Raw genomic sequence first — 23,193 nt, forward strand, 5'->3', positions numbered from 1 at the left:
TTATATATATAAAGGCTATAAAAATTAAGATTTTTGAACAATTATAGAGTCTAATATATCAACTATTTTTTGATCAGTATCTACTATCATGTTTTCATGAATACTTGTAAACTCCTGCATTATATAGTCATTTCTTTGCTTATCATCAAATAGTCTTCTTAATTCTTGATATAAATTATCTACTGTACAGTCTTCTTGTATTAACTCTTTTATTATTTCACTTTTATGTAAAATATTGGGAAAAGCCCAAAAGCTATGATTACCTATCAACAATCTTCCTAAAAAAGCCGATAATGCTGAGACTTTGTATCCAACCACCATTGGTAATTTGCATAACATAGCCTCTAGAGTAGCTGTACCAGAAGCTAGTAAACTATAGTCAGACGCTTTTAAAATGTCATGTGATTTAGCATTGAACACTTTTATGTTTAGCTTTTGTATTTGCTCTTTATACTGGTCAAAAATTGACTGTAAAGATGGTTTTGCTAAAGGCATCACGGCTTGAAACTTATATCCTGAGTCAACTAGTTTCTGTAAAGCTTCAAGAAATAGAGGTAAAAGTCTAGATACCTCATTACTCCTACTGCCAGGTAAAACTGACAATATTGGTAAACTTGTATCTCCTAAACCCAACTCTTTTCTATAGCTAGCTCTATCTATGTTTATTGGGATATTTTTTGCCAAAGGATGGCCAACAAATATTGCTTCAAAATCATGTCTTTTTTTATAATAATCAACTTCAAAAGGCAATATTGCCAATATTTTATCTGTAGCTTTTCTAATTTTTTTGATTCTATACTCACGCCATACCCATATTTTAGGACTCACATAATGTATAGTTTTTATACCAGCTGCTCTAAGTTTTCTTTCAACAGTAAGATTAAAATCTGGAGCATCTATTCCTATAAAAATATCTGGTTTATTCTGCTTGAAGTAGTTAATAACTTTCCTGCGTATATTTAAAATCCGCCAACCTTTTGAAATTATTTCCAAAAAACCTATTAAAGAAAGAGCGTCCATAGGATAAAGACTTTTAAAGCCAGAAGCCTCCATCTTTGGACCACCTATACCCTCTATAATAGCGTCAGGATACCTTTCTTTAAGCTTTGCAACTAAAGTACCACCTAACTGATCTCCTGATAGTTCACCAGCTACTATACCTATTCGCATTATCTTAATATACCTCTTCTAGAAGTACTCATCAGCTCAACAAAAGGCTCTAAAACAGGCTCTTCTGTAGCCATATTTTTTATAATTTCAAAGGCTTCATTTATCATTAAACCACGACGATAAAGTATTTTATAAACATCTTTTATCTTCTTTATCTGTTCTGCTGTAAAACCCCGTCTTTTAAGCCCTTCAGAATTTATACCGCAAGGAGACGCGCCAGCAGTAACTGCTGTCACCATTAGATATGGTGGCACGTCTTTGCCTATTAATGCAGCATGAGCGATAAATGCATGCTTACCTACAGTACAGAACTGGTGGACCCCAGTGTTAGAGCTCAAAATAGCATAATCCTCGATATGAACATGACCAGCTAGACCAACACCATTTACTAGGTTAATGTTATTTCCTATCTTACAGTCATGACCAATATGCACATAACACATAATTAGATTATTATTGCCGATCGAAGTTATTCCAGATTCCTTTAGCGTACCACCATGTATCGTCGCACATTCTCTAATAATATTATTGTCACCTATAACAACTTGAGAAAAATCTCCTTTTTTATAAGTATAATCAATAGGATCATCTCCAATAGATGCATACTGAAAAATACGATTATTTTTACCAATAACTGCATTATCACCTATAGTAACATGGCTTTTAAGCTCAGTGCCTTCACCAATAACTACATTTTCACCAACAACACAAAATGGACCAATTATAGCACTATCTGCTATCTTAGCACTTTCGTGAACTACCGCTAGGCTATGTATCACTATTAATAATCCTTATAAGCTGCCATTAATTCTGCTGAACAAACAATTTGTCCATCAACTTTTGCTACAGACTCAGCTGTACATATAATATTCTTTTGTTTAACCATTCGTGATTCAATAATCAGTACATCACCAGGGACAACTGGCCTTTTTACTCTAACCTTATCTATACCTGCAAGCATAAAAGTTCTTCTACCACCACCAGCTTTAGCAACTACATGTGCAAATAGTGTCTCAGCCATTAGTTCACCTAATATAGCTGTAGCTTGAGCCATCGCTTCAACAATTAAAACTCCTGGCATTACTGGGAATTCAGGAAAATGTCCATTAAAAAAATCTTCATTAATTGTAACGTTTTTCTGAGCTATTATACTTCTTTCTTCAATATTCCAGTCAACAATTTTATCTAAAAGAGCAAAAGGATACCTATGTGGCAAAATCTTCCTAATTCCCATCACATCTATTTGCTTATTATTTTCATCAAATTGACTCATTACAAATCCTCATTACTTACTTAATTAATTTATTTTCTAAATCTTTAACTCTAGCTATTAATTTATCTATTTTTGATAATCTAGCTACAAACCTACCCCATTCGATTCTTGGTTTTGCTTCAAAAGCGGCGTAATACATACCCGGTTTTGTCACGGATTTACCTACATTAGAGGCGCCCCCTATTACAGCATTATCGCAAATACTAATATGACCAGTAATAGCAGATTGGCCGCCTATAAGACAGTTACTACCTATCTTAGTACTACCTGCTACTGCTGTCACACCTGCCAAAGCTGTGTTTTCGCCGATAACCACATTATGAGCTATCTGTACTAAATTATCAATACGTGCCCCTTTTTTAATGATAGTGTCATCAATAGCACCTCTATCAACCGTAGTATTAGCACCAATCTCAACATCATCTTCAATAACTACTCTACCTAGCTGCGGTATTTTAGTCCACGAACCATCATCGTCACGTGCATTTCCAAACCCGTCACAGCCTATAACTGCATTCTGGTGAATAATACATTTTGCCCCGATAATAACATCATGTGCTATAGATACATTACTCTTAATAATTGTGGAATTCCCTATTTTCGTTCCGTCCTCAACAGTAGCGCAAGCACCTATTACAACATTATCGCCTAAAACAACATTTTCACCGATAACTGCATTTGCTTCAATAGTTACATTATCCCCGATAACCGCACTAGCTGCTATAACAGCCTTACTATGTATCTTACCACTAGGTTTTGGAGATTTATCAAAAATCTCCATTACTTTCGCTAATGCCATATATGGGTTAGATAATACAATAGCGTTCGTATTACAGTAATCTAAAGCTTCTTCTGTAATTAAAACAGCAGAAGCTTTTGTATTAGATAAATCTTTTAAGTACTTAGGATTAGTGCAAAAGGATATATCTCCCTCTTTTGCTTGAGATAAAGTAGCTATTTTAGTTATTTCAATACTACTATCACCCTTAATCACACCATCTAATTTTTCTGCTAATAAATTTAAGCTATACATTATTTTACCCACCAATTAAAGTTTTTGGTTTTTCTAAGAGTTCTTGTTCATCATGACTACAACATCGCCAGATATGTCATCAACACCATTTACGTAAGCAAGAGCCTGAGTAGTTAGTATAACATTATAACCTTTCTGTTTTGCTATTGTCTCCACTGATTTATCAAATGCAGCTTGGAACTTTTTAGATAATTCATCTTTTCTTGAGTATTCTTTTTGTTGTAAAACTCTAGCTTTTTCTGCAAAAGTTTGTTGTTCTTGTTGTATTTGCTGTTGTTGTTTTTCTAACTCAGCTTTTGTCATAGTAGTAGATTTTTGCTGTAATTCTTTAACCTTTGCCATAATGTCATTTTGTTGTTGCTGTAGCTTTGAAGCCTCTGGTTTAAGGTCATTTTCTAATTTTTTAACACTTACTGAACCAAGGTCCGTGTCATTAAATATCTCTACCGGATTAACTATAGCTATTTTAGTATCCGCATACGAGATAGTAGTAGCCACTGTAAAAAGCATCAACATAATTAAAGTTTTCTTAATTATTTTTTTCATATTTTTCTCCTTTGATTTTTAGAAATTTTGTCCAAGTGAAAACTGGAATACCTGAGTAACATCACCCTTTTGAACATTAAATGGTTGAGCAAAAGATACTGCTAGTGGCCCCATTGGTGAAGCCCATCTAAATTCAACTCCAACTGAATATTTAAGGTTACCCAAAGATGGCGATGTAGGGCTAGGTGGAGTTGGAGATAACACTCCATTTAGATCGTATGTTATGTATGTGTTACCTATATCTAAAAACGCACCAATTCTCATATTAGAACTATCCTTAATAAAAGGTACTGGAAACAATAAATCCCAGTTGTTATATATATTAAGGTTACCACCAATTGAATTACCTGGCTGAGGATTATTAGGGTCTATTAAGTTAAGATCTCTAGGGCCTAATGAACCTTGTAAGAAACCACGCACTGATCCCCAACCACCTCCATAGAAGTTCTCATAAAAAGGTAGTTCTTTAGTTTTTCCATAACCTCCACCATACTGCACTCCTGCCCTAATTGAGAGCGCTGATAAATCTGTATTTGGTACAGCAATATTATAAGTCCCCCCAACTTCAACTTTATAAGAATTAATATTACTTATTCCAGGTATATTTATTGAGCCATTTAAATTAAATGACCCTCCCTGAGTTGGGAACATATATTTATTAGAGTTATTATAGCTCCAACCACCTGTTATAGCAGGCTCATTAAATACATTTCTACCTCCTTGCTGCTGAATAAACCATTCAACTATAGAAGATTTATAACCTTCTGACTGCTTAAGGGTGTTGTTAGCAAATGTCAATCCCCAAGATACATTACTAAATGTTGATATAGGCAAACCATACATCAACCTAGCACCGAGCGTATCTAATTGGTATGCAGCTATGGCGTCTGTTTTAGCAAAGTTTGAGCGGTTAACATATGCTGAAACACTTTGGCTGATCCCTGAAGTAGTAAAAAAAGGATCAATATAACTTATATCTAATTGTTGGAACGGTATGGAAAGCTGAGCATTAATATTAAAAGTATTACCTGTACCAAACACGTTAGGCATATTAAGCCTACCGCCTATCATAAAACCATATAAATCTGAATAACCTAAGCTACCACTTATTGAGTTAGCGTTACGCTCCTTAATATTGTAGTTTATATCTACCAAATCATCAGAGCCTTCTACAGGAACAAGTTGCATGTCAGCAGAACTAACGTAAGGTAACTGATCAAGCCTTCTTTGTGACTTATCTATAGCCTCTTTATCATAAGTGGATTGTTCATAATATTGAAGCTGCCTACGAAATACGTAATCATTTGTGACATTATTACCAAAGAAATTTACCCTATTTACATAAACTTTTTTACCTGCATCCACAATAAATTTAAAAGAAACTACTCGATTTTCCTTATCAACATCTGGAATAGGGTTGACTGTTGCGAAAGCATAACCCTTACTTCCTAATAAAGTTTTTATTGACTCTACAGTATCTACAAGCTTCTTTTTTGAAAAAATTTCACCTTCTTTTAGCTGAATCAAGGATTCAACTTCTGATTTAGGTATTATAAATTTACCATCTAGAGATATATCACCAACCTTATAAACTTCACCCTCCTGGATACCAAGAGTTATATAAGAATGTTCACGATCTTTTGACATAGAGGCTTGTTTAGAAGTAACCTTAAAATCAAGAAAACCTCTATCAAGATAATAATTTGTCACATCTTGAACTGATTTCTCCATACCGTTAGGAGAGTAACTATCAAACTGAGCTAAAAAACCCCACAAATTCCAAATAGATGGTGTTTGAAAAGCTAAGCCACTTTTTAGATCACTATCGTCAAAATTTTTATTACCGACAAAATTTATGTCTCCAATTGTTGCAGGCTTTCCCTCTTTAATTGTTAAATTAATGTTTATTCTGTTGTTCGGTAGTTTTCTGATGTTTTCATCAATTTTGGCACCATATAATCCCATCATTGAATACTGAGAAAGCAATGATTGTTTAATTAAAAACATTGTATTAGGATTATAGATATTACCTACATACACCCCAGCGTCAGTAAAAACTTTTTCAAGATCCTCTTTTTTGATTTTTTTATTACCACTGAAACTAAAATCTGCAATAACTGGTCTTTCTTTTACGTTTACAAAAAGGTTGCTACCCTTACGATATAGGTCTACACTATTAAAAAAACCTGTACCATAGAGATTATTAATAATTTGGTTTGTATCTTCTGGTGTGATATAACTACCCCTCTTAAAACCTATACGGCTTTTAACTACATCACTCTGTAATCCTTCTAAACCAACTATAGATACTTTGTCTAGTATAAAGCTACCTGTTTCTGCCCAGCCAGCACACGCAATACCCATAAGAATAGAGGTTAATACAAACTTCTTTCTTAAAAAAAACACTTAATTCTACCTCAAAATAGAATCAACTAAACATCGAGCTTTTTTATCAATCTCAAAAACTTCTTCTATTTGTTTAGGATTCTCAAACTTTAATTTTTTTAATATTTTTTTATTGATTTTTATAATATCTAAATATTTAATTTTACCATCTAAAAATGCTTCTACCAATTTTTCATTAGCAGCATTAAATACTATATTTGCTGCGTAATCTTTATTTTTTAAATTTTCAAACACTAATTTTAAAGCTTCAAACCTACTAAAGCATGCTTTTCTAAATGTCAGCTTTATTTTTGTAAAATCCAACTCTGCAACATTGGCATACCCTCTAGCTGGATAATACAAAGCATTTGCAATGGGAGTTTTCATATCAGGAACACCCAATTGAGCCAGAAAACTACCATCTACATATTTAACCATCGAGTGAATAACACTTTGAGGATGAATTAAAACGCTAATTCTATCAGCTGGAACACGAAAAAGCCAATATGCTTCTATCACTTCCAAAGCTTTGTTAACCATAGTTGAAGAATCAACTGAAATTTTTTTTCCCATATTCCAATTAGGATGAGCACATGCTTGCTCAGGGGTTATATTAACTAGGTCATCTAACTGCTTATCTCTAAAGGGTCCTCCTGAGGCTGTAAGAATTATCTCGGCAATTTCTTTTTCGTTAAAAGTCTTGCTTTGATTATCCAAACACTGAAATATTGCATTATGTTCACTATCTACAGGTATAAGCTGGGCGTTATTTTTTGCCACCTCTTCAATTAACAAATGCCCTGCGGCTACTAAAGATTCTTTATTAGCTAAAAGTATTTTCTTGCCTGTCCTAGCAGCTGCAAAAGTTGGCTTAAGTCCAGCTACTCCAACTATAGCAGACATTACTATATCAACTTGTGGATCACTAGCAATTTGCTCTAAAGCTTCCTCACCAACCAAAATCTCAACTTCTCTAACGAGTTCTCTAAGCTTTTGGTATTTTTGCTGAGTAGGTACAACGACGTACCTAGGCTGAAATTCTTCACATAAACTAGCAAGCTTTTTTATATTACTAAAGGCACTTAGGGCATACACCTCAAAGCTACTACTCTCTCTAATTACACTTAATGTGCTATCTCCTATAGAACCTGTAGCTCCTAATATAGTAACCTTGCTTTTCATAGACATAACCTTTATTCTGTTAAGTCAACATCTAAAGCTATTTCAGTTTCTTCTTCTAAGCTTTCCTCTATATCTGTATCATCTTGTTTTACAACCTTCAAACCTATAAGTTTTTCATTGTTTCGAAGGTTGATCAACCTAACACCCTGTGCCGAACGACCACACTCTCTAACTTCAGATGATGATGTTCTAACTAAGGTACCATTATTTGTAATCATCACAATATCTTCATCTTCAGCAACAAGGACAGCCACAACTACTTTACCGTTTCTTTCTGATGTAGAAATTGCTATAACTCCTTGACTAGATCTTTTTGTTTTTCTATATTCAGAAACTGGTGTTCTTTTACCATAACCGTTTTCTGTAGCAGCAAGGACTACACCCTCCTCAGGATTTGTCACAAGCATAGAAACTATCTTTTGATCATCTTGTAAACGCATACCTGTAACACCAGCAGCAGAACGACCCATAGCCCTAACATCAGATTCATCAAAGCGAATAGCTTTGCCTGCATCTGAAAACATCATAATCTGCTTATTACCATCTGTAAGTGCAACATAAGATAACTCATCACTATCATTTAAACCAATAGCGATCTTACCTGTAGAACGTGGCCTTGCAAATTCTGACAAATCAACTTTTTTAACTCGACCTAGCTTTGTAGCCATAAACACGTACCAGCCTTCTTCAAACTGTGAAATTGGCATAAGAGCAGTGATTTTTTCATCTTTTTCTAGTGGTAAAATATTATTTATTGGCCTACCTTTAGAGATTCTACTAGCTACTGGGAAATCATAAACTTTTGACCAATAAACTCTACCTAAGCTTGAAAAACAAAGCATAGTATCGTGAGTTGATGCTAAAATTAATTTAAAGATACTATCTTCTTCTTTAGTTTTGGTTGCAGACTTTCCTACTCCACCACGTTTTTGAGCATTGTATAAACTTAATGGCTGAGTCTTAACATAACCATCCATCGATAATGTTACAACCATTTCTTCTTCTGCTATTAGATCTTCTCTTGTCAAATCTAATCTTGAGGAAATAATTTCTGATTTTCTAGCGTCGCCAAAGTTTTCTCTTATTTCAACAAGTTCTTCTTTAACTACTCTAATAAGCTCATTTGTATCACTTAATATTGCTATTAGATACTTAATTTTATCAATTAATTCTTTAAACTCATTTACTATCTTGTCTTGTTCAAGACCTGTTAGTCTATGTAGCCTCAAAGCTAAAATCGCATCAGCTTGCTCTTCTGTTAGATTATATGAAGAATCTGTTTGAATACCGTAGTGAGAAGCTAGCGTTTCTTTACGATACATTTTAACATCAACACCTTCAAGCATATTTTTGACAAGGATACCATTCCATGACTTAGCTAGCATAGATTCTTTAGCATCAGCTGGACTTGGCGAAGCTTTGATAAGCTCGATCATCTCATCTATATTTGATAAAGATAACAATAGTCCTTCTAAAATATGAGCTCTTTCTTTTGACTTTCTTAGCTCATATATAGTACGGCGAGTAACAACTTCTTTTCTATGTTTTATAAATTGCTCTAAAATTTCTTTTAGGCCTAAAAGCTTTGGTCTATTGTCACTAAGAGCAACCATGTTAATACCAAAACTACATTGTAATTGAGTTTGAGCGTACAAAGTATTTAATACAACCTCTGGAGATTCATCTCTTTTTAAATCTACTACCACTCTAATACCATCTTTGTCAGACTCATCTCTAAGTTCTGAAATGCCTGTTACTTTTTTATCTTTAACAAGCTCAGCAATTTTTTCAACTAGTTTTGCTTTATTTACCTGATAAGGTATCTCTGTAATTATTATTTGCGATTTACCTGATGCTTCATCTTCTTTTATATCAGCCTTAGCTCGCATTATCACACGGCCACGACCTGTTTTATACGCCTCTAAAATACCATCTGTACCATTTATATAGGCACCTGTTGGAAAATCTGGTGCTGGGATATAGTGTATTAACTCTTCAACACTTAAACCTGGATTGTCTATAAGAGCTATTGTTCCATTAATTACCTCTGTCATATTATGAGGAGGGATATTTGTGGCCATACCAACAGCAATACCTGATGAGCCATTAACTAAAAGATTTGGTACTCTTGTTGGTAAAACATCTGGAACTAACTCTGTGTTGTCGTAGTTTGGAGAAAAATCTACCGTCTCTTTATCAATATCCACCAAAAGCTCATGAGTAAGCTTTTGCATTCTAATCTCTGTATAACGCATAGCTGCTGGTGAATCACCATCAACTGAACCAAAGTTACCTTGACCATCTACTAATGTATAACGTAGAGAAAAAGGTTGAGCCATCCTAACGATAGTATCATAAACTGCAGTATCACCATGTGGATGATATTTACCTATAACATCACCGACAACCCTAGCAGACTTCTTATAAGGTCTATTATAATAGTTTGATAGCTCATTCATCGCAAAAAGAACTCTTCGGTGAACTGGCTTCAACCCATCTCTGACATCTGGTAAAGCTCTACCAACTATAACACTCATTGCATAATCAAGGTATGATTGCTTTAATTCTTTTTCTATATTTATTGATGATGATTCTTTAGTCGTTACAGACATTACTTACCGTTTTTAATAAAGATATGACATATGGGTGATATTTTAACATACTCAAGCCTAAAAAGCATCTTTTGATAATAAGTAAGAAACCAGTAAAAACTCTTAAAAATTTATGACTAATCAATTAATTTCCAATTTATAGCATTAAGTTTATGATTAGATAAATACTGGTTACAAAGTATAAAATGGTTACATCCTAGAAAGCCACGATGTGCTGATAAAGGAGATGGATGGGTTGACTCCAGAATTAAGTGTTTAGAATTATCAATAAGGTTTTTCTTTTTACGTGCATGAGAGCCCCAAAGCATAAAAACAACGTTTTCTTTATATTCCGATATTTTATGTATTACTGTATCTGTAAAAGTTTCCCAACCAATGTCTTTATGTGAGTTTGCCTTATGAGCCTCCACAGTTAAAGTTGTGTTTAACAAAAACACACCTTGCTTTGCCCAATCGACTAAGCAACCATGATTTGGAATCTCAAAATCTGAAATACTGCGAGCAAGCTCTTTATACATATTGCGTAAAGATGGTGGAACATCAACTCCCTTTTGTACTGAAAATGCTAGACCGTGAGCTTGATTATAATTATGATATGGATCTTGACCAAGAATTACCACTTTTAAATCTTCTAACTTAGTATACTTAAAAGCGTTAAAAATATTCTCTTTAGCTGGAAATATAACTTTACCTTTATTTTCCTCACTAGCCAAAAATTCTAATATTTGCTTAAAATAAAGTTTTTGTTTCTCTTTTGATAAAATATTTGACCAGGTCATTGCAAGCGCCCTTATGGAACTCTTAAAATGTTTAATTTATATATTATATTATTTAAACAACATTCTTGAAACTACTGTTTTTCAAATAACGCTTCTATCCTTTAGGATTTAATATGTAAATTTTCTAATTTCTCCTTTATACCTGCATCAGCTACTCTACTCCAAAATGAAACTTTCTTTTTATGCTTTTCTATTAGAGAATTAAAAGCTAGGTTGTATTCTCAATGTTTATGCTGATTCCGTAATGTGTCCTGTCCTATTAGGAGTTAAATAATTTAAACATTTTTTAGGTCTATTATTCAAGTCAATTTACAATTTTGTGAAACGTAAGGTTTTAACTTGTAGTTTCCACAATTATTTATATCTTTGATATTGTTTTCCACCATGTTATCATGTTATAACAATATAAAAAAGGAGCTTAAAGACATGAGTATAGAAGTTTCAAAAAGAGAGTTTTGTCATAATGTATCTAAATATGTCTCATTAGTTAAAAATACTACTGATAAAATTATTGTAACTAATAGAGGTAAAGAAGAATGTGTACTTTCTGCTGTTAATTCACAAAAAGAAGCTAGAATGGAAGCTATAAATAAAATAAGAAATAAATTTAAGGGTAAGCTGAATTGTAACAGTATCACAGAAACAGTATTACCACCGATGGATATATAAGCATGTTGAGAAAACCAATTATTTTAGATACATGTGCTATAGCTTATTTATTTTTATCGGATGAATTAGACACTAAGCACCAAGTTAGTGATGGCTTACTATCATATATAGAAAACCATGGTGCGGTAATTCTATCAATATCATTTGCTGAGTTAGAATGCTTAACCAGAAAGAGCTATAACTCTTTGTCCTCATTAGATGTTAATGAATTATATTCTGAACTCTCAAAAATATTTGAAATTGTAGATATAGATACTGATTTATGGTTGGAAGCAGTGCGTCTTGAATGGGACCATAAAGATCCAGCTGATAGGCTAATAGTAGCATACGCTAAGTATTATAATTATCCCATAGCAACATCTGATCTTAAAATAAAAAGTTATTACAGTAATACGATTATTTAAAGAATCGCAAAGGCTAATAAAGAATGACTAGAAAAAGATAATGCAACTTTATGGGGCTGTTGCAAGCTGGAATGGTCAAGTAACCCTATAGACAAATTAAGCCACCTTCTTAAATTTAGAGAAAACTGGAACCAAGAATAAAAACAAACTAAAACCTGTAAAAGTAGCAAGTAACATATATATTGTAAAGGCTGTTATATTTGTCTTACTTAATATACCTACTAAATAAACTGAGAGTGCTGCGCTACTTAACTGCATAGCTCCCATAAATCCTGAAGCATAACCTGATATTTTTTCAAAACTACTTACAAGCCCAGCTGTTCCTAAAGGGAGTAAAAAGCCATTGCCGAATGTTAATATTGTAGCTGGTAATATTAAATCAACAGGAGTAAAGCTTACCCCATGGTTAAGTACAATAAACATTATTCCACCCAATCCAAAAAAGCCGTACCCTATAAAAATAGTCCTATCTATACACATAAATGATAGTAAACGCTTTGCTACTTGATTCCCAAATAAGTAACTAAGTGATAATGAAATATAGAAAAAACTAATTTCTACAGCAGTGTACTTGAAGTGATGAAATAAAAATGGAGATTCTGCTATATAACCAAAATATGCAATATATGCAAAGCATACTATCGATGTATAGGCCCAAAAATTTTTACAAAAAAATAATTCCTTATAATATCCAAATATAATTTTAGGATGAATAGATACCCTATTTTCCTGAGATTTTGTCTCATGTAAAAATAAAATTATCATAAAGAATAAAATGCTGGAAAGTAGCACCACAAAAGCAAAAATAATCCTCCAATTTGCAATACTTCCTATTAATCCACCTATTACTGGAGATATAGCTGGAGACAGTCCAACTATTGGAAATATAACTGTAAAGATCTTTGCTGATTCTTGTTTGGTATAAGTATCACCAACAACAGCTCTGCCTATAACCATACCTGAGCTTGCTCCTATAGCTTGTAGAAGCCTTGAAGCAATAAACATATTAATAGAAACTGATAACATACATAAAAATGTACCAATAACAAAAATTACCATGCCCATTAGTATAATAGGTCTTCTACCATACCTATCACTTAATGGACCATAGATTAATTGTGATATAGCTAAGCCAAACAAATATACACTTAAAGTTAACTGTAACGAGTGCTGAGAAGTCTCAAAATAATCACCAATCTGTGGCAAAACAGGTATATAAATATCTGTTGCGATTAAGCCTATTGCACACATCAACCCTATAATAAACAAAAAAATTATATTATTTTTCATAACACTTTTACCTTAAACTTTTAACAGTTGTAACGGGTTATTAAGAGTAATATCTTTAAACCGTTTTTTACTTAACTTCATACTCTCAAACCACTCTTTTGATTTTAGATACCAGTCAGCAATACTAGGTTGAGACTTTTGTCCAAAGTCTGAGCTATATATTACTCTTGGAACATTTTTTAAAACCTCCACCATATCATCCCACGATTGATATTTTAATGTATAGGTCAAAGCACACTGTTCAACCCATAAAAATCCATATTGGCCTGATAGAACTAATAGTTCTTTAGCTGTTAACCCAGTCATAGGGTTTGCTGGTTGATTAAGCATAAATTTATCAACTTTTAATTTTGCACACTCTTCTAACAATAATAAAATTTCATTTTTACTTGCATGCCCGCTTGTAACTACTATTGGATAGTCTTTACTCATCTTTAATATATCAATTACATCCTCTTTTAGTGTATTTTTAATGCAAATAGAGGATGGCTCTGATGCATACTTTTCAGCCCATTGATTACTATACGATCTTATTAACTTACTCTTATGTTGAGTTTTTCTTAAAGTAGGTAAATGAACAAGTATTCGTAACCTATCAGCATATGTATATTCCGATAAAGCATGTAAAATGGTTTTTCTACTTACTCCTCCAGCAATATTGTTTAAAACTATTGATGGTAGTACTGGCAAATCTTGGGTTCTTGCAATTTCAGCTGCCTGAACTGTTGATCCTAAATGGCTCTTCAAAATTACTGCCCCACCTAGTTCTTGGTATTTTTTTCCTGCTGAAATTGAATTCTCTCTTCTTAAAAATAGATCTGGAGATGCATGGTAATGTATATCAATAAAATTTATGTTCTGCATTTTATGAGTCCCATGGTCGCGCATAATTAAACCTAGATCTAGCCTCTGATAGACCCATTCCCAATTCTATAGCTTCTATGATTTTCTTTTCTGTTTCCTCTATACACCTAGCTCTTTTACAAACCTCTTCAATCTTATCCTTGGGTATAAAAAGGATTCCATTTTTATCACCAAAAACAAGGTCTCCATGGCTAACCAAAACATCCCCCATTTTTACACAACACTTCTCAGCAACCTTTTTGACACGATTTTTCCCAGAAGCCATAAAGACATGACTACTATAAACTGGTAAGTTTGAGCTTTCTATTTCTTCTATATCTCTAACTGCACCGTAAACAACAGCTCCACCGATCTTTCTTAATGTCGAAACTCTAGTTAGTATCCCTCCCCATGTGGTACACCAATCTCTTGCCGCGTTATCTATTAATATTATTTCACCTTGTGATACATTATCAATATAATTGCCAGCATTTTGAAAGCCTTTATCCTCATCTAAAAGATCATATTTAACTGTGTAAGCAAAACCTATTAAAGTATTATTTGAGCTTCTTACACTAAACCCGGTAACTCGATCCTTAATACCTAAGCTATCTAAGGCGTCAGAAACTACTGATGTAGTTAGTTTAGAAAATTCATGTTTAACCTGCTCAAGCTTCATTTATTTTCTCCTAACATTTTTTTTAGAGATGATAGGATGCTAAAACATCCAAAATGTAACGCATATTTTTGAACTTCTGGGCCTCTATAAGCAATTTTTAATTTATTATAGTAATTTAGATTGTTATACCTAGTATTACATTCAAGAATAGTCGAACCACTATAAGGAAGCTTTTTCTTAAATTCCTCTAAGCCTTTCATTTCTACATAAATAAGTTCTTCTGATTCGTCAGTTACATCACTAATATATGGTGCAACTAGTTTCCCTAACTCTCCATCTGTCAGATAGTCTATTATTTTTATATTCAATTTACTTTTACTTACAAAATCTAGTAATCTGGTTTTACTATCTCTTCCATCATTAGAAACTGTATGTTTATCTAAATGCCTATTAACTTTACTTATAATACTTTGTAATTGAAATTCTTTTGACACTAGGAAAGAAAGCTTTACATCAATGTATGGGTAGCTCCACCTGTATGCAACCTCTACTTCAGATGCTGAAATTATTCTATCGATATCATCTGCTATATCTGCTTCAATAACTCCCAATAATTTCCATGTAAGACTTTTTTTCTCTATTAAAAACTTTTGCTCTTCTAAATATGGTATTACATATTTTTCAAACATTGGTTGATTTTCACTAGGAGGACCAGGTAACATAAAAACGACCCTGTTATTAATATTAATTTTGCATCCAGCTGCGGTGCCATTTGGGTTTTCTAGTATTTCTGCACCTTTTGGGAAAAATGCTTGCTGCTTATTTACATCATGCACTGAAATATTAAATCTTTTAAATCTATCACAAACAAGTTTCCAATTTTTTTCATCAAAAACCAGCTCCTTACCAGTTGCGCCTGCTACAGCATCTCTTGTCTTATCATCAGAAGTTGGACCTAATCCTCCTGTAATTATTACACAATCACTACTATTTAAACCAAACTCAATTGCTAACTTAATATCTCTTTGGTTATCAGAAACTAACTGATGTCCTTTGACACTACCTCCTAAGGAGGTGATCTTTTGTGAAAAATATTGTGCATTTGTATCTAGCCTATCGCCATTGACTAATTCAGAACCCGTGGAAATAATTGAAATGACTTTGCTACTTAGTGGAGAATCTACCAGGTCAATTATTCTATCAGCCATCTCTTTAGTAGATGTGTTTCCTCCCATATCATAAGTTAAATATTTACCCTCTTTTATTACTTCTTTTATGGCTTTTTTAATTTTTTCTGATTGTGATGTATAATTATAGCTCTCTAATAACATAGCTATAGTCAAGAATATAGCGCAAGGGTTTGCTATATTTTTTCCTGATAATCTAGGAGCGCTTCCATGTACAGGCTCAAAATAGGCGCCTTTACTACCATAATTACCACTTGGAGCAAAACCTAATCCTCCCATAACAGCTGCTCCAACATCTGAAAGGATGTCCCCAAACATATTTTCAGCAACTATTACACCAAAATTTTCTGGCCGACGCACTAGCCACAAGCCAACAGCATCAACATTTAAAATTTCAGCCTCTATATTTCTATAATCTGATGAAATCTTATCAAAAATAGTTTTCACAAAATACGAACTATGTCGCATTACATTTGGTTTATCTGCCAAGGTAACTTTATTAAGACCATGCCTGCTTGCATACTCAAAAGCAAATTTAAATAACCTTTCTAATCCAAATTTAGTTTGTAGTCTCAATGTAGCACAAGCCTCGTCAGGGGTTATATTTTGCCACTTACTATTACTAGACACTATAGACTTAATCTCATTAGGTAAATACCCATAATCTAACCCTGAATATAACCCTTCTGTGTTTTCTCTTATTACAGCTAAATTAAAATCTTTAGATCTATCATTTATATTAAATATAGGTCTGACATTAGCAAAAAGATCTAAAGTCTGTCTAAGTTGAATAACTGGAGAAATATACATAGGAGGGTTATCAATTAAATAACTTGGGAGCTCTGATATTGCTTGTTTATATGGTTTACTTGTAATTGCTCCTAGTAATGTGGCATCACTTTCATTTATGATCTCCCATGTTTTTTGAGGAACAGGGTTGCCTTCCTTTCTCCAACACTCCCAGCCTATTTCTCCATAAATAAAGTCAAAATCTAGTGATAATGCTCCAAACACAGGTATAGCCGCCGAAACCACTTCCTGGCCCACCCCATCACCAGGTAATATAGCTATTTTTCTCAAAGAGTTACTCACAACACCACTCCTTTATAGTTTTGTCTAATTCATTCAGCATAAAATCAAGATTATCTTGAAATAGTCTCATACTTGCATTTGGTACAATTACCTGTTTATCTGTAGGCAATTTAACGTTATTTGGTGTTGCTAACTGAGATTTCTCTCCAATATATACCTTAGTATTTTTTGGCACCTTTTCTAAAACTGATAAGTTAGCTTGTAATATCAAATTAAACCCTAGTTGCATGCGCTCAATAGCTTCTATTTTCTCCATCTTACTTAATTTATAATTAATAACATAATCATCTAAGTTAGCTGCTATTTTCTCTTTAGCTATCAATGCGCTAGTTAAGTCAGCTTTATCCAAATAATCTAATATTTTACTTATCTTGGATTTTAACCTTTCATCAGCAATGGATGGCGAAGAAAATAATATAACTTTTTTATCATCAAGGATTCCCTCATCAAATACAGTTTGAATAAGCGTTCCACCCAGAGCAAAACCCATAAAAATATCATATTCATTCTTATTTAGCTTTAACCAACCTAAAAAATTATTCTTTGCCTGCTTTAATGAATCACAACCATAACAAAAGATTAAGGGATCTATTGCTTTAAACTTTAATTTTTGATTTGATAATTTATCAAATGGCTTCATGAGATAAACATGATCTTTCCATCTAGCTAGTATAGGCCCTAGGACAGCTACTTTTTTCATATATTTTCCTCTGCATAACTAAATTTAATTCTCTATATTTATTCTGAAAATTAGAGTAGTCATACCCTACAAGCGCCTTTCTTTGGTCAGCTGAGAAGTTTAATGCTGCAGCTATAATATCTGATGAGGAAAATACTAAATTTGATTTTTCTACGTTTTCAGAAAAATAATCTGCTAGCTCTAATATAGGCCCAAGATCATATTTAAATAACCCATGTTTTATTAAATATGCTATCCAATACTCTGTCTGTAAATTTCCTGAACCTTTACCCATACCCCTAATAGAGGTGTCAAAATACGTTGCCCCAGCATCTAGTGCGGATATTGAATTAGCAACAGCTAAACTAAGGTTGTTATGAGGGTGAAACCCTATTTCTATATCTATATTTTTAATTACGCTACTAACAAGTTTAGATATTTGAGTAGGTAGCAAACTTCCATTAGAATCTGCTAAATATACTAATTCAACATTTTCTTTTTTTAGCTTTTCTATAAAAAATAAAATATCATTTATATTATGTTGACTTATACGAGTCAAATTAACACAATTTTTAATACCCAGATTGTTGCTTTCTTTTATATATTCGATTGAATTTCCCGGGTTATCGATAGGAACACAACATCTTAAAAAATCAATCCCATTATCTTTCATTCTTCCTAATTCTGATATATCAACATTTCTAGGATGATACATCATTACCAATTTAGCTAATTGAGATACTTCTCTTACTCGCTTAATATAATGATCACTTCCAAGTCCACATTTCCCTATGTTATTAATCTTCTTGAAAGATCCATTTCTATAGCCTACTTCTATATAATCTATCCCAGCTAGAGAAAGCTTTTTTACCACCATATTAATTAAGCTATCAGGAAAATTGAAGTTAACTCTATATCCACCATCTCTGAGTGTTACGTCAATAATCTTTATGTTTTTTATACCTTCCATTGTCCTTCCCCTTACACTTATACAATTTCTGGGTAATTTAGATCTTATGGATATTTAAACTATAAGATTGTTTTGATCTACCAAATTTTGTTTCGATCATTACTACTAATAATCTGAATGATCCTGAAGCATCTATTATTATAATGGTCTATTAATAATTCATTTCCAAATTTTTTATACAGCACTTTAGCTATATTTAGTTATTTTTTCATTAAGTAAATGTCTAAGCTGGAATTAGATGGATGATAACAAGAGAAAAATATATAGTATACGTATAGTAAATGAGCATTTTAAAGATACAATCTGAGAGCTAAAACCAATCTGGTTTATATTTTAAATATTCAGTTTTTTCGTATAACCTATTTTTGTCAAAACCATTTTCTGAGTAATTCATCGGTAGGATTGTACGAGTAACATAGTCTCTCAAATCATCGTAAGTAATTTTTTCTTCACTTTTAGTAAGTATATTTTTTAAATCAATAAATCTTTGGCTATTTAATAAACTTAATGCTTTATTTCCTGACTTTGTTTGTATTGAATAGGAATAATTATCGTTATTCTTTATAGTTCTTTCTGATAAACATATGGCTAATATATTTGATAGATGGCCCTCAATAATATTTAACTGGAAAGATCTACTCTTATTTTGCTCATAAAAAATTTTATATTTAATCAGGTGGTCTTTCTTTGATTCAGATGAAAAGTAGTTCATCCAAAAACTAGTTGCTGCTATAAGCTCTTTAACAAAAAAATACATTAAATCTACTTGAATTTTTTTGTAGTTTAAAGTAATGGGAGTATAATTCAGATCGTTGAACTTACCCATTTGAGTGTATGGTTTATTATCATAAATAGTATTTTCATTATTCATGTATCTACCTATTGATGATTGCCGCATTGAATTTCTATAATCGATTTGCGATAAAAATAAAGAGCTATTTAATAATTCATCTATAAGAGGAGAAAAAGCATCTAAAAAACGGTTTCTATACTCTTGGTCTTGGTTATGTAGCTTGATGCCTCTTTCGTTATCATTTATCACTTTAGTTGTATCTTCCAGGTAAACTAGATCTTGTTTGCCAAAGAGACTATTGTTTAGGGGTTGTAGTTTGCTTACTTTGGAAGAAATTTTTCCCAAAATAGTATTATCAATTTTACATCCTAGCTTGATCCAACCATCGAGTATCCATACATCATAAGGCTTATTAGCTATAGACGTTATCCAATTAGGAAAACTAACTTTTTTATCCATTGCAAGTTTGCTTAGAGATTCATGTATATCTTTCGTATACTGCTCAGGATATAAAATATTAAAATGGTGGGTCCACTCATTTATTCTTACAATGTCACAACGATAATTATTTAAATTTGGAATATTTATAAGTTTGAATAAGGTGAGTATTACTTTTGATTGTTCTGTGCAATCTCCTACTCCACATAGTAAACTTGAAAGAGCTGATAATTCTTTACGTATGACTAGTGGTGTATTCCAAGAACAGGAAGGAGCATTAATTTGCACTTGAGTCTGGTGAATCGGATTATCATTATTTTCCACTAGAAAAAATGGTAGGTTTGTAGAGTACGGGATAAACTTGCGAACTTTACAAACAATAAGATTACACAATTCACTTAATTCTTTTTCTGATAATGACATTTTCTTTTGAGTCCTTGTATAATTAATATTTTATAGATACATAGTTATTTGATCTACTCATTAAATGCTTCTAGCTTACTTAATTCCTAGTTTTGTTACAATTATCAGAAATTCTTACGTCTTATCAAAATTACTGCCGCCCTTAGGAAAGTAATAATATGTGTTGGAATTGGTATAACTGCTTTTTAAGAAAATTTGAGCCTTTCCACTTAACTGTGTAAATTCAGTTACATGAATCTCTGGATTCTATCCTCAAACTCAATAGCGAAATAAGGCATAGCCTCATTCCAATATCTGACAGGCATAGACCATTTTTTAGTCAAATAATCTATAGCCAAGTACAAAGATTTGAAAACAGAGTCATCCTTAGGAAACAGCTTTTTATTTTTAATAACTTTCCTAAACTGACTATTAAGCGATTCTATCGCATTAGTAGTATAAATAACTTTACGAATTTTTGGTGGGTATTGCAAGAATACGGTTAAATTATCCCAGTTATTTGTCCATGATTTTGAAATTAAAGGATATTTAGCGTCATACTTATTTGCAAAGTTATCAAGTTCAGATTGAGCTATTTCAATGGTATCAGCATCATATATTTTCTTTAACTCTCTAGCTACCTCTTTTTTGTCTTTATATGGCACATACTTAAGACTATTACGAATTTGATGAACCATACAAAGCTGATGCTTTGTCTCAGGGTATATAGCTTGTATAGCATCAGACATACCTTTTAAATTATCAGTACATGCTATAAATATATCCTGTAAGCCTCTATTCTTTAATTCAGTAAATACTCCTAGCCAATATTTAGCACCTTCATTTTGACTGATCCAAAGACCTAATACATCCTTATGACCAGTTAACGATATGCCAAGAGCCACATACACAGCTTTATTAATAATATGCTTGTCTTCTCTAACTTTAACGACTATACAGTCAAAAAACACTATTGGATAAACTGACTCTAAAGGTCTATTTTGCCATGCTTTAACATCATCAATAATAGCTTCTGTAACATCACTTATAAAGCTTGTACTTATCTTTGTATCATATAACTCAAATAACTGTTGTTGGATATCTGTAGTACTCATACCTTTAGCATACAAAGATATTATTTTTTGGTCTAATCCATTTATCTTTGTTACTCTTTTGGGAACTATTTGAGGCTCAAAGTTACTATCTCTATCTCTAGGAATTGATATATCTATATTACCAGTATCCGTAGATAAACTTTTATTACTATAGCCATTTCTAGCATTTGAAGAGTTACTGCGTTGATGCTTTGAGTAGCCAAGATGACTATTCATTTCTGTATCTAGTGCTTTTTCTAATAATCGTTTTGTTAGTTGCTTTAGCAAACCATCTTTCTCAAACATTTGATTAACATCAACACCTGAATCTATTATTTGATCTGCAATAACTGAGTAAATATCTTCTGACTTCTTATTCTTAGACATCGTTTCTATCCTTAATATTTTGCTAGATATAATCTAGCAGGTTAATTAAGAATTTACACATTTATTTGGAAAGTCCCGAAAATTTACTTAAATGTGATTGTAAATTTTAACTCACCTTACGTAAAAGATTGTAAGTTTTAAAAAGATATTTAGAATACTGGACATAGGAAAAAATTCTGTTTTTTAAGAAATGGACAAGGATTTACTAGATATATACACAGACTATCTTATAAGCCAAACTAAGTATGCTACAGCCACAAAATTATCAGATATATTAGATCAAGAAGTATCACATGACAAAATAACAAGGTTTTTAAACAAGTCAGATTTAACAAGCTTAGAATTTTGGAAATATATAAAGCCTTTAGTTAGAAAACATAACAGCGAATACGATGTTCTTTGTTTGGATGATACAATTAGTGAAAAGCCAAGCACAGATGAAAATGATATAGTCTGTTGGCATCACTCTCATGCTAAAAGTGTTCATGTAAAGGGTATTAATATAGTCTCATGTATGCTTAGTACATCAAACTTATCTATTCCTATAGACTATGAGATAGTGAAAAAGGATGAGCGATATTATGATGAAAAAGATAAGCGGTATAAAAGAAGATCTAAAGTTACTAAAAACCAAATGTTTCAAAACATGATAAATCGAGCAGTTATTAATCATGTTAAGTTTAAATATATTTTGGCAGATAGCTGGTTTTGCTCTAAAGATAATATGAATTTCATACATCATAGATTATCGAAGAAATTTATACTTGGTATGAAGTCAAATAGAGTTGTTGCCTTGAGTGATTATGCTAGAAAGAGTAAGGATTTTATTAAGCTCTCTGAACTTGATATTGCTGATGGAGAATCTTTAAAGATATGGCTTAAAGATATGAATTTCCCTGTGCTTTTAACAAAAAAGATTTTCATAAACGAGAACGGTACAAAAGGAATTTTATATCTTGTAACAAATGATTTAGAAATAGATTCTAATCAGTTATACCATGACTATCAAAAAAGATGGCAAATAGAGGTTTATCATAAATCAATTAAGCAAAATACTTCTTTATCAGCCTCACCAACTAAAGTTGAGAAAACTCAAAGAAATCATATTTTTTGCTCATTAGTAGCTTTTTGTAAACTAGAAATGCTTAAGATAAAAACTTCACTAAACCACTTCGCTCTGAAATATAAGCTATTAGTTAGATCTAACGCTATTGCTCTTAAGGAGTTATATGAAATTAGAAATTCATAACTAAAATGCGTAAGGTGAGTTTTAAGTGATGTATAGCTTTTACACAGAAAATAATTACTACTTTGTTTCTGTGTTAAGTTTCTTATTTTGGGATTGT

At 32.3% G+C, this 23,193-nt stretch carries 20 protein-coding genes; 3 read left to right on the top strand and 17 right to left on the bottom strand.

Annotation, left to right across the window (positions count from 1 at the left end; translation table 11 throughout):
* Nucleotides 1–24: 24 nt before the first annotated feature.
* The 9 genes from lpxB to ung all read right to left on the bottom strand — a co-directional run bounded on the left by lpxB (nucleotide 25) and on the right by ung (nucleotide 10,980).
* Complete coding sequence (gene lpxB / locus E4K63_RS06315) at nucleotides 25–1,170, bottom strand: lipid-A-disaccharide synthase (protein ID WP_133942316.1); 1,146 nt, start codon at nucleotides 1,168–1,170, stop codon at nucleotides 25–27.
* Nucleotides 1,170–1,949, bottom strand: coding sequence for an acyl-ACP--UDP-N-acetylglucosamine O-acyltransferase (gene lpxA / locus E4K63_RS06320; RefSeq protein WP_133942317.1), 780 nt, complete (start codon nucleotides 1,947–1,949; stop codon nucleotides 1,170–1,172). The genes lpxB and lpxA overlap by 1 nt, the downstream gene beginning before the upstream one ends.
* 2 nt (nucleotides 1,950–1,951) lie before the next feature.
* The gene (fabZ, locus tag E4K63_RS06325; RefSeq protein WP_035721154.1) at nucleotides 1,952–2,443 is read right to left on the bottom strand and encodes a 3-hydroxyacyl-ACP dehydratase FabZ; all 492 of its coding nucleotides are present in this window, start codon (nucleotides 2,441–2,443) and stop codon (nucleotides 1,952–1,954) included.
* A gap of 16 nt (nucleotides 2,444–2,459) precedes the next feature.
* Complete coding sequence (gene lpxD / locus E4K63_RS06330; RefSeq protein ID WP_133942318.1) at nucleotides 2,460–3,476, bottom strand: UDP-3-O-(3-hydroxymyristoyl)glucosamine N-acyltransferase; 1,017 nt, start codon at nucleotides 3,474–3,476, stop codon at nucleotides 2,460–2,462.
* 33 nt (nucleotides 3,477–3,509) lie between these two features.
* Nucleotides 3,510–3,992, bottom strand: coding sequence for an OmpH/Skp family outer membrane protein (locus E4K63_RS06335; RefSeq protein ID WP_243830506.1), 483 nt, complete (start codon nucleotides 3,990–3,992; stop codon nucleotides 3,510–3,512).
* 48 nt (nucleotides 3,993–4,040) lie between these two features.
* Nucleotides 4,041–6,428 (bottom strand): outer membrane protein assembly factor BamA, encoded by a 2,388-nt coding sequence (bamA, locus tag E4K63_RS06340; RefSeq protein WP_133942320.1) that lies wholly within the window; start codon nucleotides 6,426–6,428, stop codon nucleotides 4,041–4,043.
* A gap of 6 nt (nucleotides 6,429–6,434) precedes the next feature.
* Nucleotides 6,435–7,595 (bottom strand): 1-deoxy-D-xylulose-5-phosphate reductoisomerase, encoded by a 1,161-nt coding sequence (gene dxr / locus E4K63_RS06345; RefSeq protein WP_133942321.1) that lies wholly within the window; start codon nucleotides 7,593–7,595, stop codon nucleotides 6,435–6,437.
* 5 nt (nucleotides 7,596–7,600) lie between these two features.
* Nucleotides 7,601–10,201, bottom strand: a complete 2,601-nt coding sequence (gene gyrA / locus E4K63_RS06350) for a DNA gyrase subunit A (protein WP_133942322.1) — start codon at nucleotides 10,199–10,201, stop codon at nucleotides 7,601–7,603.
* A gap of 116 nt (nucleotides 10,202–10,317) precedes the next feature.
* Nucleotides 10,318–10,980 (bottom strand): uracil-DNA glycosylase, encoded by a 663-nt coding sequence (gene ung / locus E4K63_RS06355; protein WP_133942323.1) that lies wholly within the window; start codon nucleotides 10,978–10,980, stop codon nucleotides 10,318–10,320.
* A 426-nt stretch (nucleotides 10,981–11,406) separates the two neighbouring features.
* Between ung and E4K63_RS06360 the strand changes: the two genes are divergently transcribed.
* On the top strand, nucleotides 11,407–11,649 hold the full coding sequence (locus tag E4K63_RS06360; protein WP_039124085.1) for a hypothetical protein: 243 nt from the start codon (nucleotides 11,407–11,409) through the stop codon (nucleotides 11,647–11,649).
* Between the two features lie 2 nt (nucleotides 11,650–11,651).
* Entirely contained in the window at nucleotides 11,652–12,053 is a 402-nt protein-coding gene (locus E4K63_RS06365) for a type II toxin-antitoxin system VapC family toxin (protein ID WP_052251871.1), read from the top strand.
* Nucleotides 12,054–12,149: 96 nt separating this feature from the next.
* On the opposite strand, the gene E4K63_RS06370 is transcribed toward E4K63_RS06365, so the two are convergent.
* The 8 genes from E4K63_RS06370 to E4K63_RS06405 all read right to left on the bottom strand — a co-directional run bounded on the left by E4K63_RS06370 (nucleotide 12,150) and on the right by E4K63_RS06405 (nucleotide 21,847).
* Entirely contained in the window at nucleotides 12,150–13,343 is a 1,194-nt protein-coding gene (locus E4K63_RS06370) for a multidrug effflux MFS transporter (RefSeq protein WP_133942324.1), read from the bottom strand.
* A gap of 12 nt (nucleotides 13,344–13,355) precedes the next feature.
* Nucleotides 13,356–14,207: a DUF6282 family protein gene (locus E4K63_RS06375; protein WP_133942325.1), complete on the bottom strand. Its 852-nt coding sequence runs from the start codon at nucleotides 14,205–14,207 to the stop codon at nucleotides 13,356–13,358.
* A gap of 1 nt (nucleotide 14,208) precedes the next feature.
* On the bottom strand, nucleotides 14,209–14,865 hold the full coding sequence (locus E4K63_RS06380; protein ID WP_133942326.1) for an RraA family protein: 657 nt from the start codon (nucleotides 14,863–14,865) through the stop codon (nucleotides 14,209–14,211).
* Nucleotides 14,862–17,084 (bottom strand): isocitrate/isopropylmalate dehydrogenase family protein, encoded by a 2,223-nt coding sequence (locus tag E4K63_RS06385; protein WP_133942327.1) that lies wholly within the window; start codon nucleotides 17,082–17,084, stop codon nucleotides 14,862–14,864. Before E4K63_RS06385 ends, E4K63_RS06380 begins: the two co-directional genes overlap by 4 nt.
* Entirely contained in the window at nucleotides 17,077–17,784 is a 708-nt protein-coding gene (locus E4K63_RS06390; protein WP_133942328.1) for a hypothetical protein, read from the bottom strand. Before E4K63_RS06390 ends, E4K63_RS06385 begins: the two co-directional genes overlap by 8 nt.
* On the bottom strand, nucleotides 17,747–18,733 hold the full coding sequence (locus E4K63_RS06395; RefSeq protein ID WP_133942329.1) for a beta/alpha barrel domain-containing protein: 987 nt from the start codon (nucleotides 18,731–18,733) through the stop codon (nucleotides 17,747–17,749). The genes E4K63_RS06390 and E4K63_RS06395 overlap by 38 nt, the downstream gene beginning before the upstream one ends.
* A 310-nt stretch (nucleotides 18,734–19,043) precedes the next feature.
* Nucleotides 19,044–20,387, bottom strand: coding sequence for a hypothetical protein (locus E4K63_RS06400; protein ID WP_133942330.1), 1,344 nt, complete (start codon nucleotides 20,385–20,387; stop codon nucleotides 19,044–19,046).
* Between the two features lie 227 nt (nucleotides 20,388–20,614).
* Complete coding sequence (locus E4K63_RS06405; RefSeq protein ID WP_179965676.1) at nucleotides 20,615–21,847, bottom strand: IS256 family transposase; 1,233 nt, start codon at nucleotides 21,845–21,847, stop codon at nucleotides 20,615–20,617.
* A gap of 190 nt (nucleotides 21,848–22,037) precedes the next feature.
* On the opposite strand from E4K63_RS06405, the gene E4K63_RS06410 reads away from it, so the two are divergent.
* Nucleotides 22,038–23,096 carry an IS701 family transposase gene (locus E4K63_RS06410; protein ID WP_179965674.1) on the top strand — a complete coding sequence of 353 codons (1,059 nt, stop codon included), beginning with the start codon at nucleotides 22,038–22,040 and terminating at the stop codon, nucleotides 23,094–23,096.
* Nucleotides 23,097–23,193 lie beyond the last annotated feature (97 nt).

It is taken from the genome of Allofrancisella inopinata (assembly GCF_012222965.1).
Classification (GTDB): Bacteria; Pseudomonadota; Gammaproteobacteria; order Francisellales; family Francisellaceae; genus Francisella; species Francisella inopinata.